The 11090-nt window shown below is 58.6% G+C and carries 13 protein-coding genes; 5 read left to right on the plus strand and 8 right to left on the minus strand.

Features of this window, described 5'->3' with window-relative positions; all coding sequences use genetic code 11:
• A partial coding sequence (locus tag JWR14_RS35660) for a TonB family protein (protein WP_299718914.1) occupies positions 1-348 on the plus strand: 348 nt, incomplete at its 5' end.
• A 68-nt stretch (positions 349-416) separates the two neighbouring features.
• Here JWR14_RS35660 and JWR14_RS35665 read toward each other — a convergent pair.
• A complete protein-coding gene (locus tag JWR14_RS35665) occupies positions 417-554 on the minus strand; it encodes a hypothetical protein (protein ID WP_299718916.1) in 138 nt (45 codons plus the stop codon).
• A gap of 174 nt (positions 555-728) precedes the next feature.
• On the opposite strand from JWR14_RS35665, the gene JWR14_RS35670 reads away from it, so the two are divergent.
• A complete protein-coding gene (locus JWR14_RS35670; RefSeq protein WP_299718967.1) occupies positions 729-1988 on the plus strand; it encodes an MFS transporter in 1260 nt (419 codons plus the stop codon).
• 59 nt (positions 1989-2047) lie between these two features.
• On the opposite strand, the gene JWR14_RS35675 is transcribed toward JWR14_RS35670, so the two are convergent.
• Positions 2048-3265: an OpgC domain-containing protein gene (locus JWR14_RS35675; protein ID WP_299718918.1), complete on the minus strand. Its 1218-nt coding sequence runs from the start codon at positions 3263-3265 to the stop codon at positions 2048-2050.
• 124 nt (positions 3266-3389) lie between these two features.
• Between JWR14_RS35675 and JWR14_RS35680 the strand changes: the two genes are divergently transcribed.
• Positions 3390-3569 carry a hypothetical protein gene (locus tag JWR14_RS35680; RefSeq protein ID WP_299718944.1) on the plus strand — a complete coding sequence of 60 codons (180 nt, stop codon included), beginning with the start codon at positions 3390-3392 and terminating at the stop codon, positions 3567-3569.
• Positions 3570-3879: 310 nt separating this feature from the next.
• Entirely contained in the window at positions 3880-5250 is a 1371-nt protein-coding gene (locus tag JWR14_RS35685; protein ID WP_299718946.1) for a chloride channel protein, read from the plus strand.
• 221 nt (positions 5251-5471) lie between these two features.
• On the opposite strand, the gene JWR14_RS35690 is transcribed toward JWR14_RS35685, so the two are convergent.
• The 6 genes from JWR14_RS35690 to map form a co-directional block, all read right to left on the minus strand.
• Positions 5472-5777: a YXWGXW repeat-containing protein gene (locus tag JWR14_RS35690; protein ID WP_299718948.1), complete on the minus strand. Its 306-nt coding sequence runs from the start codon at positions 5775-5777 to the stop codon at positions 5472-5474.
• A gap of 258 nt (positions 5778-6035) precedes the next feature.
• Complete coding sequence (minE, locus tag JWR14_RS35695) at positions 6036-6290, minus strand: cell division topological specificity factor MinE (RefSeq protein ID WP_031359136.1); 255 nt, start codon at positions 6288-6290, stop codon at positions 6036-6038.
• Positions 6291-6299: 9 nt separating this feature from the next.
• Complete coding sequence (gene minD, locus JWR14_RS35700; protein WP_299718956.1) at positions 6300-7115, minus strand: septum site-determining protein MinD; 816 nt, start codon at positions 7113-7115, stop codon at positions 6300-6302.
• A 96-nt stretch (positions 7116-7211) separates the two neighbouring features.
• A complete protein-coding gene (gene minC, locus JWR14_RS35705) occupies positions 7212-7967 on the minus strand; it encodes a septum site-determining protein MinC (protein ID WP_299718958.1) in 756 nt (251 codons plus the stop codon).
• Between the two features lie 209 nt (positions 7968-8176).
• The gene (locus tag JWR14_RS35710) at positions 8177-8710 is read right to left on the minus strand and encodes a GNAT family N-acetyltransferase (protein WP_299718960.1); all 534 of its coding nucleotides are present in this window, start codon (positions 8708-8710) and stop codon (positions 8177-8179) included.
• A 194-nt stretch (positions 8711-8904) separates the two neighbouring features.
• Positions 8905-9687 (minus strand): type I methionyl aminopeptidase, encoded by a 783-nt coding sequence (gene map, locus JWR14_RS35715; protein WP_299718962.1) that lies wholly within the window; start codon positions 9685-9687, stop codon positions 8905-8907.
• A 414-nt stretch (positions 9688-10101) separates the two neighbouring features.
• On the opposite strand from map, the gene JWR14_RS35720 reads away from it, so the two are divergent.
• Positions 10102-10338, plus strand: a complete 237-nt coding sequence (locus JWR14_RS35720; RefSeq protein WP_299718964.1) for a hypothetical protein — start codon at positions 10102-10104, stop codon at positions 10336-10338.
• The last annotated feature ends 752 nt before the right edge of the window (positions 10339-11090 follow it).

Raw genomic sequence — 11090 nt, forward strand, 5'->3', positions numbered from 1 at the left:
CTCGATCAGTACAAGGTCCGCGTGGCGCAACATATCTTCGACCGGAATCCGTCGCTGGTACTCAAAGGCACGCCGCAAGCGATGCTGCGCTCGCTGGTCGTGGTCGCGTTCACCGTGGATCGAAACGGCCGCGTGCTCCGGTCGTCGGTTTACCGGACCAATGGCGACGACGAGGCCGAAGCCACCGCCCTCGCGTCGCTGCGCCGCGCGTCGCCGTTGCCCACGCCGCCAGCGCGCCTGCTCGATGGCAACGGCCATCTCGACTTGTTCGAAGACTGGCTCTTCAACGACAACGGCCAGTTCCAGCTACGCAGCGTCCATTCACCGCAGGCAACGACCATCGATTGAAGGGAACTGAGTGGAACTATTGATGCATTCACTGATACGGTTTCCTTGCCCGCCGCCGCGCACGGTCGTTATAATTTTCGATACCCCACGCCGGCCATGCCGGCAAAGCCGTCGCTGCCGCCCATCCAGCGCTTGATCGACGCGCCTGACCGGTCGACTCCGCGACACACCGCGCGTGGTCCAACGCCGTTCGCTTTTATCGTCACACGACGCCTCGAGCGCGCAACGCCCGACGCCCGTTACAACGCTGTGCATTCACCACAAAGTGTCCCGACGCGCGTCCCCATTCGCGGGCGCGACACGAAGGGCGAACCGGAGACGCCATGTCATCAGCCTCACCCTCGGGTTCCTTACCCGCATCGCCTGCGAGCGACGCGAAAATGAGCAGTTCCCGCGTGATCTTCGCGAGTTTTATCGGCACGGCGATCGAGTTCTACGATTTCTATGTCTACGCAACCGCCGCTGCGCTGGTTATCGGCCCGGTCTTTTTCCCGCACAGCTCGCCCGCCGCACAAGCGTTGTCGGCGTTTGTCACCTTTGGCATCGCGTTTATCGCGCGGCCGATCGGCTCGTTCATCTTCGGCCATTTCGGCGACCGCATCGGGCGAAAATCAACGCTCGTCGCCTCGCTGCTCGTAATGGGTGTCTCGACCACGCTAATCGGCTTTGTTCCCGGTTACGCGTCCATCGGTAGCCTCGCGCCGGTGCTGCTGTGCATCTTGCGCTTCGGCCAGGGCATCGGGCTCGGCGGCGAATGGGGCGGTGCAGCGCTCCTCGCGACCGAATACGCACCGCAAAACAAGCGCGGCTGGTTCGGCATGTTCCCGCAACTCGGGCCGTCGGTGGGGTTCCTGGCATCGAATGGATTGTTCTTCGGACTGGCGCTCTCGCTCACCGACGAACAATTCCGAAGCTGGGGCTGGCGCGTGCCATTCATCGTCAGCGCGGTGCTGGTGGCGCTGGGACTTTACGTGCGCCTGAAAATTGCGGAAACGCCGGCGTTCCGTGAGGCTATCGAGAAAAAGGAACGCGTGCGCGTGCCTATCGTGACGTTGTTCAGCCAATACCTGAAACCGACGCTGCTCGGCGCGATCGCGATGATCGTCTGCTACACGCTGTTCTATATCTCGACGGTCTTTTCGCTGTCGTACGGCGTCTCGACGCTACATTTCACGCGCGAGAAATTCCTCGGTTTGCTGTGTTTCGCGGTGATTTTCATGGCGATCGCGACGCCGCTTTCCGCGTTAGCCAGCGATAAATTCGGCCGCCGGCCGGTGCTGATTGTGGGTTGTATCGCGGCTATCCTGTCCGGCTTCACGATGGCCCCGCTGCTCGGCAGCGGCAACACCTACGCGGTCGCGCTGTTTCTCACTATCGAACTGTTCCTGATGGGCGTGACGTTTGCCCCGATGGGCGCACTGCTGCCCGAGTTGTTCCCGACCAACGTGCGTTATACGGGCGCGGGTGTCGCGTACAACGTCGGCGGTATTCTGGGTGCGTCAGTGGCGCCGTACATCGCGCAATTGCTGGCGAATCGCGGCGGCTTGGCGTGGGTCGGCGGGTATGTATCGGTCGCGGCAGCGATCAGCCTGCTCGGCGTGCTGTGCATGCGGGAAACGCGGGATATCAAGCTTTCGTAGCACTGATTGCGTGCCGGCGAGACTTTGAAAAGCTCACCGGCACGCGTTGTTCAAACTCCTCACCTGTCGCGCCGGTGAGTCGCGTGCGCCGGCACCGGTTGCTGTTTCGGCAGCCGCGCCCGCTGCGTCTCCTTACGATCACGCCAGAACGCCGCGAGCCAGATCAGGCTGCCAATCGCGACGGCGTCGCCGCTCAGCCCCGCTATCCACTGGTATTGGCCGAACGACACCAGCCGCAAGGCGGTATCGATGACCAGCGACATGCACGCGCCCGCGATAAAACACACCAGCCCCTGCTTGCCGATGTTCACCACGCTCGGCAAGCTCTTCGCCAGCGCCTTGATCCATCCGGCGTGCACCGCCCGAGCAAACAGCCACGCGATCACGACAAAACTCACAATGCGCAGGCTAGCCAAGTTTTGTTTCATGTATCCGGGCGGCGCTTGGGTCTCCAGGAACAGCTTCGCGAAAGCGAACGTCAGGAACACGACAATCGCCGCTCGCGTCATCCAGAGCGCGGTTTTCGAATCGTGGAATTCCGCGGAGATCGGCTGCACGCGTGCCAGGATGCCGAGCGCGAACATCAGTTGCCACGCAAACGGATTGAACGACCACCCTTCCGCGTAAGCCGACGGCAGCCATTGCGCGAGCGATGACGCAAAAAGCCATACGCCAAGACTCCCAAACAGCACGACAACCGGCTTACGTTCAGCCAACGGCACCACAAACGGCACAGCTAGCGCGAACATGGCGTACATGGGCAACACCGCCGATAGATACGGCTGATGCCGCAACGTCGCGATATCAAACGTAAGCCCCAGCGGACGAGCCAGGAACGACGGCCATTCGGTGATCTGCAGCATCGGGGTGTCGACACGCAGCCACATCAGCAGCGCCCCGCCGAGCAACATCATCACGGCGGTGAAGAGGTACGCGCGATAAATCTCCCAACTGCGTTTCAGGAAGCGTAGGCGCGCGGCCCCGTGACTCCGGTTCACCGCGAGCGTTGTATAAGCGGCCGCCGATGCATAGCCTCCCAGGAACACGAAAACCTCTGCGGAATCGCAAAACGCGTAACTATGGAGTGTAAATCTGGACAAGACGCTTCCCGAAATATGATCGACGGCAATGATCAGCAGCACGACTCCCCGGAAGAAATCCACTTCGAGAGAACGGCGGTTCGGGGAATTCATAAATGCAACTCCATGGATAAAGCTTGCCCTGCACGGGAAAACGCCAATTCGGGTTAGTACCGACAGCGCCCGGAAAAATCCCATCGGATCATTAGATAAATACAGCGGTGGGGCTCTCGCGTATTTTTGTGCAACTTGCGTACCGGCACGTGCTGTCTATACTCAACAAACACTCGACAAAAGACTGAATATTCGCGAGGCCAACGCAATGCGCATTCACCTTCAAAGTGCTGATGTGGTTGCGATAATTGCCATCGCGCTATTCACCGCCCTCATGCTGGCCGTGCGTTTCCGGACGACAAGCTGGCGCGGGATCGTGCTGCAGGCGTTGATTGCCAATGCCGGCGCCATTGCTGCCGTACTCGCCTTTGAAGTAATGACAACCTGATCTTCAGTAAGCGCTTCACGTCCCGCCTAATACAGTAATCGATAAAACTTTCAAACTCCCTGGGCCATTGTTGAAACGTTTGCGAGTCATTCGAATACCTGAATAAAACATTACTTTTTAATTACGCTCTTCTCTCCGCTCTCGCCACCCCGACGAGAGTGTTTTGGGGCGCTGGCTCAACGCAGCGCCCCGTTTTCTTTTCAAAAGCTCGTTGCAAGGTTGCAATCGCCAGGCGCCAATCGGCTCGATTATTCAGACGGGTCGGTATAATCGCCGCTTTGCCGACAGCCGGTCGCATGGCTCACCGCACATGATTCGCGCAATACGCTCTCTACCCCGATTTACTCTTCTCCGTGCGCGTAGCCTCTGGCACCGCTACGGCATTTTCTGGGTTGGCGCGATCGCGGTCGGGCTGGTCGCGGTGCTGTATGCGAGGCTCATCGACTGGGGCTATAACGCGTTTCGCGCGGTTCAGCACGACCATCTGTGGTTGCCGCTGATCCTGACGCCAGCGGCGGCCGCGTTATCCGTCTGGCTCACGCGAAAATTCTTTCGCGGCTCGGAAGGCAGCGGCATTCCGCAGGTCATCGCCGTGTTGCACAGTCCGCCGGGACTCGGGACCCGGCTGCTGTCGCCCGCTATCCTGATCGCCAAGATGGGAATCTCGTTTATCGCGATCCTCGGCGGTTTCACCATCGGCCGCGAAGGCCCGACCGTCCAGGTCGGCGCAGCGCTGATGTACAACCTGCGACGACTGTTTCCCCGCTCGAACGCCCGCATCGAACGGCAGCTTGTGCTGGCGGGCGCGGCTGCAGGGTTATCGGCGGCGTTCAACACACCGCTTGCCGGCATTGTGTTCGCGATCGAAGAACTGACGCGCAGCTTCGAAGCGCGCACGAGCGGTGTGCTGATCACGGGCATCATCCTCGCGGGTATCGTCGCGCTTGGCCTGAACGGCAATTACACCTATTTCGGCACCATCGAAGTGAGCGCGCATTTCCCCAACCTGCTGGCAGTTGCGGTGGTGCTCACGGCCATCGTGACGGGTATCGCCGGCGGCGGATTCTGCTGGTTGCTGCTCAATACGTCCAAATGGATTCCGGCACGTCTGCGCGAGATGCACGCAACACGCCCGGTGGTATTCGCCACGCTCTGCGGGTTGATCATCGCCGTGGTGGGGCTCGTGTCGGGTGGTACGACCTTCGGCAGCGGTTACGCCGAGGCGCGCGGCCTGCTGGAAGGCCATGAGCATCTCTCGCCGCTGTATCCGCTGCTTAAGATGGTCTCGATGATCGGCTCGTACCTGCCCGGCATTCCGGGCGGCATCTTTGCGCCATCGTTATCGATTGGTGCCGGCTTCGGCAATGTGCTGCATATGGTCTTCAGCCACATGCAGTTGTCGATGCTGATTGCGCTCGGCATGGTGGGTTATCTGGCGGCCGTCACGCAGTCGCCGATCATGTCGTTTGTAATCGTGATGGAAATGATCAACGGTCATGCGCTGGTGATTTCGCTCATGGCTACTGCGCTGATTGCGAGCCGGGTGTCGCGCTTCTTCTCGCCGCCGCTGTACGAAGCGTTGGCCGAGCGCTACATGACTCCGCTTCCCTTGCCCGTGCCCCGGGCATCGCCCGAAGTGCCTGAAACAGCCGTCGAGGACGAAGAGCCGGTCACCAAATAAAGCGCGGGCGAACTTAATAAACGTAGACGCGTGGCACCGGATGATAAGCATACGGATGCGCCGGCACGACAATACAGCCGCCCAGCAAGATGGCGAGCAAGCCGATAATCAACAGTTTGGTTTTCATGTGGAACTCCGGGACAGGTTGATCGGATTCGGACGGCGCAAAAGCGCCCGCCCGTGAAGCTAGCGAGTTATTGGAGCCATCAGGCGCGGCCGGCTCAGGCCCAGTGCCCGGGCATCCATCGCCATGCACCGCCTCGTGCAATCCAGTGTCCCGGCACCCAGTGGTACCCCACGCGCTCGACCTGCCAATGCCCCGGATTCCATACGTATTGGCCGTGTTCCCAGCGCCAGTGGCCGTTATCCCAGACGTATCCCACGCGAGCCGGCGGAACGGACTCCACGCGCACGGGCGGCGGCGCATTCGGCGCCACGATAATCACTTCAGCCGACGCACTTCCGGCTACTGCCGCGATGCCGGCCACGACAATCGCCGCCTGGGCAATGAACAAACGTATTTTCATGATCGGCCTCTTGAGTTGGTCGCCGCGTATCGGGGCGATACACACTCAATGCGCGAGGACAGAGATCAGCCGACAGCGCCCGTGTAACGGTGATGGCTAAACTGCAACGGAATATTGATGTAAGTCGCTTAGGCAACCTTCAGGCAACCTAAAAGCGCACGCGCACAAGTGAAAAGGCCGGAATCAAGTGATTCCGGCCTTTGGATGTGTTGCGCGCCAAGGAAAACCTTCAGCGCTGGTTCAAACCGTCATCCATCTTCAAACCGATGGAATTTCGATTTTCACTTCGAGTACTTCGAGATCGTCCTGACGTTCGAGGCTTACCCGGATATCGTCGCTCGAAATCTTCACGTACTTGGAAATCACGGCAACGAGTTCTCGTTGCAACGCCGGCAGATAATCGGCGGGTGCATGTCCGCCCGCTCGCTCGTGCGCGATGATCAACTGCAAGCGTTCCTTCGCGACCGAAGCGGACTTCTTTTTCTCGCCCAGCAAAAACGAAAGAATCGACATTGCGTCCCCTTACTTATTGCCGAAGATGCGTTGCAACAGACCTGGCTTCTGATAGTCGGTAAAGCGCAGGGACTTTTCTTCGCCGAGAAAGCGCGAAACGATGTCCTTGTAGGCTTCAGCCACATCAGTGCCATCGAGGTGCACGGCCGGCAGACCCTGATTGGACGCATGCAGTACGGCTTCCGATTCAGGGATCACGCCGATCAGTTCGATCCGCAAGATTTCCTGGATGTCGGTCAGCGAGAGCATCTCGCCTTCGCTCACACGCTTAGGGTTGTAGCGCGTGATCAGCAGATGTTCCTTGATCGGCTCCTTGCCTTCAATTGCGCGCTTCGTCTTCGACGAAAGAATGCCGAGAATGCGGTCCGAATCGCGCACGGACGACACTTCCGGATTCGTCACGATCAAGGCTTCATCGGCGAAATGCATGGCCAGCAAGGCGCCCGATTCGATGCCCGCCGGCGAGTCGCAGACGATGTATTCAAAGTCCATCGCGATCAGGTCGTTGATGATCTTCTCAATGCCGTCTTGCGTCAGCGCATCTTTATCGCGCGTTTGCGAGGCTGGCAGGATGAACAGGTTCTCGCACTTCTTGTCCTTGATCAGCGCCTGGTTGAGGTTCGCTTCACCCTGGATCACGTTGATGAGGTCGTACACCACGCGGCGTTCGCAGCCCATGATGAGATCGAGATTGCGCAGGCCGACATCGAAGTCGATAACAGCCGTTTTGTGCCCCCGCAACGCGAGGGCCGATGCGAAGCTCGCGCTGGTGGTCGTCTTGCCGACGCCGCCCTTGCCCGAAGTCACCACAATGATTTTTGCCATTCCTGTACCTTGTGTTCGTCAATTAAATCCGCTCGCGTGCCGTCCGAGAGCGCGCCGTCCCCATCAGGCGCGCCTGGCTGACTCGTCTCAGGCCTCTCAGGTCAGCCGCAGCGGTTCGATCATCAATTTTTCTTCGTCGAGCCAGATCTGCACCGGTTTGCCCAGAACATCGGGGCCAAGCGGTGTTTCCATCGTCCTGTAGATGCCGGCGATAGAGATCAGTTCCGGCTCCAGACACGTGCAGAAAATGCGCGCGTCGAGATTACCGTGCACGCCCGCGAGCGCCCGGCCACGCAACGGCGCATAGATATGAATGTTGCCTTCCGCGATCACTTCCGCGCCGTAGCTCACGAGCCCCAGCACGACGAGATCGCCCTTCGCATAGACCTGCTGGCCCGAACGCAACGGCCGGTCGATGATAGTCGTCTTCGGCACCGGCGCGCTGGGCGCAGGCGTTTGCGCCACGGCCGCTTCGATCACGGCGGCCGCCTCGCTGTTTTCCACGCCCGCGTCGACCGACGGCTTCGGTGCGCCACGCCGGTCGCGTGCTTCAAGCAACGGCAGCGCGCCTTCGGACGCCCACGCCTGCTCCCCCGATGCAACTACACCGATCGGACGCATGCGCACGCTGTCGAGCAACGCCGCGAGCTCGCTGATCGATATGCGCTCGTCGGCAGCCAGACGGCGCACGTCGATGGCGACAGTATCGTTCGCGAAAAACTCGGGAGTCGCTTCGAAGCGCCGCGTGAGTTCCGTTCGCAGCGCGTCGAGGTCGGTAGTCTTGACGACAAACAGAAGCGTGTCGACAGAGCCGCTGCGCAATTCGAAAAAGGGCGTTTTTTTGAGCGACATAGGTAAAGCCAAAAATTTTGCGTATTTTACAGGCGTGACGCAAGCAAACGGAATATTTCAGATTGCCGCCCAAACGCGGGCCGCATGGTGTGAAAACGAGTGTGGCAAGACAGGGGACGGCGAGATGAGCCGGGAGGACCAAGCCACGCGTGCCGTGGCCAAATCCAACCGCGACGAACGCTGGCGGATCAACTGCTCAGGTCATACGTTCAGGTCGCGTGGTTACTCATTTGATCACTCACGCGGCGCACGAGCAGCGTCTCATATTCCTCGGGATGCGCTGGAATCCGGCGACGTTCACCGGTAGGACCAAAGCCCAGGCGCTCGTAGAAGCGCATGGCGTTGCGGTTTTCGTCGGTGACCCAGGCAAAAACGTCATGCACACGCCGTTCCGCAAGCCATTGCGTGGCGGCATTCACAAGCAGTTCGCCTCCACGCAGATGCCTCACTGCAGGCGCCACCCACAACGCGTAGACGAATGCGCGCGGTGCAGGCGCTTCATCGATAAACGCCCCAACCAAGCCCGCCGGATGACCTTCGGTGTACAAGATAAAAGACGCGGTGGCGGGTGAATTCGCGTGGCGGTCGGCCGTTTCGTCGAAGCTTGCGACGTCGGCGGACAAGGCCTCCTCCAGCGTCTCACCGAACGCGTAAGGCGCCTCGCGCAATGAGGCCGTGCGAAGCTCGCGCAGGACTGCACCTTGATGCGCGGCGATCCTGCGAACAGTTAGTGAAGGACTCATGCGGGTGTTTTTCTCTCAAGCTTTCACAAGCTTCTTAAGCTTTCTTAAGCCGGCTTGGTCTATTTAATAGCTTCAACCGAACAGGCGTACGAGTCAAATCATTATTGCAATCGAGGCGCGAGGCGCCTTCACCGTGGGTCTCCCAGCCCACCACCTCGTTCGTCTCATGGTGCTTTACGGTGCATCGGTGTGCATTAGGGTGCGGCGTATTCGCCCGTTCCGTCGGGCCATGGCGTCAGCAATTCGAAGCCGTTGTCGGTCACCACGACCATATGCTCCCATTGCGCCGATAACGACCGGTCCTTGGTGGTCACGGTCCAGCCATCACGCGATTGCTGCGTTGCAGCGCGGCCCGCATTCACCATTGGCTCAATGGTGAATACCAGTCCCGGCTTCAACCGCATTCCGGCACCCGGTTGTCCGTAATGCAGCACTTGCGGATCCTCGTGATACACGCGGCCAATGCCGTGTCCGCAATACTCGCGCACGATCGAATAGCCCTCGCGATTCGCGATCGACTGGATCGCATAACCTACATCGCCCAGCGTGGCTCCCGGACGCACCGCCCGAATGCCGGCGACCATGGCTTCATACGTCGTGTCGCACAGCCGTTTGGCCTCGCGACTCGGCGTGCCGGCGAAGTACATGCGGCTGGTATCGCCGAAATAACCGTCCTTGATGATCGCGACGTCGATGTTGATGATGTCCCCGTCCTTCAGCGCACGGGGGCTGGGAATACCGTGACAGACAACATGATTCACCGACGTGCAAATGGTCTTGGTAAAACCCATGTAGCCCACGTTTGCCGGAATCGCCTTCAGTTCTTCGACAATGAAACGGTTGCAGATCGTATCCAGTTCTTCCGTGGTGATGCCCGGCTGCACATGCTCGCCGATCATCGCGAGGACTTCTGCGGCCAAGCGCCCGGAAATACGCAGTTTTTCGATGTCGGCGGGCGACTTGAGTGTAATGGCCATGGAGCGTTGGTGTGTCGGCGCGCGATATCGATGTATCGCAGACGCATTAATTCAGGATGCCGGCGATGATAGCATCGCACGCTTTTCCGCTCTTTTTTCGATGCCCTGTGCGATTGTCTTGCAGGCGCGCGACGTCATGCTTTAGGCTTGATCCGGCTTGATTCAGTTTGCTTGGCGCGGGTTGTTTAGGCCCCTGATTTGTGGCCTGTTTCTGCTTTGTTGTTGCCTCGTTTGTTGCGTTGTTTATTGCCTCATTTGTTGCCTCATTTGTTGCGTTGTCTCTACTGAAGCCCATTGCTTATGCTCTCACGCCGAGTTGTCCCGTTCACTTCCTTAATTGCGTCTGCGCTTGCGCTTGCTGCGTGCAGTTCCGCCAGCGTCCCTGAACTTCGCGCCTCGAGTCCGGTGATCTACGTGTCGTCACATCGCCAGTCCAGTGACGTGCTGAATTGCCTTGAGGACAAACTGCCTTCGGTCTCCACGTCGAAGCTGGGCAGCGCCTCGGAATTGCTGGTTGGGCCGAACGCGTGGCTGGTTACGCTCACGCCGTCGCAATATGGATCGACAGTAAAGGTGCAAAAATCTTCAGAAGATTATGGCGGATTGCCTGAGCCTGAAATGCGCTTCGATATAGCACGCTGCACGACTTGAATTCATTGGTATCAGCCAAATTAAATCCCCCGAGAATGGTTACTCTCCGGGGATTTTTTAATGTTGGCTCAATAAATTATTAAACCCATCAGAAGTGGTGGTGAACTCCAACGGTCATGCTGTCATGACGGCGTTTGGTTCCGTCGTCGCTGCTTTCATCACCCGTTCATTGAGCCGGGATGCTGAATAACTTCACGAATTTATATTCAACGCCAACGCTGCCGTGGAGACGCGCATTAGATCAGGTTCCAGTCATACCTAAACGTGTGTAATGCATGATCGTGTTGAATGGCATCCGACCTTGAGATCCACGCCGCCGTCCTTATAGGTGGTTGAACCGTAGTAGAAGTCCGCAAACGCTTCTGCGCCAATCACGAACTGCTTTACATCGAATCCATAGCCTGCGTTCAGGCCGGGGAAAGTCGTGGCACGGGACTTGACGTTGGCGATGCCCGACGCGTCAGACCAACTTTCTCGACTTTGACACCGGCGTAGGGACTGGCGAACTCGTTTGCTTGAGCGTACGAAATGCCGGTCAGGGGATGACCAGTGCAGCAAAAAACTTCTTTGGATTGAAAAGCAACGCTAATTGCCACGTTCGTGCACATTCACTGTTAATAAGATTCACGGCATTTCTTTGAGATGAATTTTACAACAAAGCGAAAGATTATTTCAAGGACGGGCGCGACCAATCGGAGCGCTCTTGGTTATATTTTTGACGTTATTATTTGTCGACTTTTGATTCGCAAGCG

Origin of the sequence: Caballeronia sp., assembly GCF_028292365.1 — a bacterium.
In the GTDB taxonomy this organism is placed as follows: domain Bacteria; phylum Pseudomonadota; class Gammaproteobacteria; order Burkholderiales; family Burkholderiaceae; genus Caballeronia.

Coding starts and splice junctions, on each gene's coding strand:
- JWR14_RS35680 (WP_299718944.1), top strand. CDS start 3,390: ATGCGCATTCACCTTCAAAGTGCTGATGTGGTTGCGATAATTGCCATC.
- minE (WP_031359136.1), bottom strand. CDS start 6,290: ATGTCGATTCTTTCGTTTTTGCTGGGCGAGAAAAAGAAGTCCGCTTCG.
- JWR14_RS35670 (WP_299718967.1), top strand. CDS start 729: ATGAGCAGTTCCCGCGTGATCTTCGCGAGTTTTATCGGCACGGCGATC.
- minC (WP_299718958.1), bottom strand. CDS start 7,967: ATGTCGCTCAAAAAAACGCCCTTTTTCGAATTGCGCAGCGGCTCTGTC.
- JWR14_RS35685 (WP_299718946.1), top strand. CDS start 3,880: ATGATTCGCGCAATACGCTCTCTACCCCGATTTACTCTTCTCCGTGCG.
- JWR14_RS35690 (WP_299718948.1), bottom strand. CDS start 5,777: ATGAAAATACGTTTGTTCATTGCCCAGGCGGCGATTGTCGTGGCCGGC.
- JWR14_RS35675 (WP_299718918.1), bottom strand. CDS start 3,265: ATGGGATTTTTCCGGGCGCTGTCGGTACTAACCCGAATTGGCGTTTTC.
- JWR14_RS35710 (WP_299718960.1), bottom strand. CDS start 8,710: ATGAGTCCTTCACTAACTGTTCGCAGGATCGCCGCGCATCAAGGTGCA.
- minD (WP_299718956.1), bottom strand. CDS start 7,115: ATGGCAAAAATCATTGTGGTGACTTCGGGCAAGGGCGGCGTCGGCAAG.
- map (WP_299718962.1), bottom strand. CDS start 9,687: ATGGCCATTACACTCAAGTCGCCCGCCGACATCGAAAAACTGCGTATT.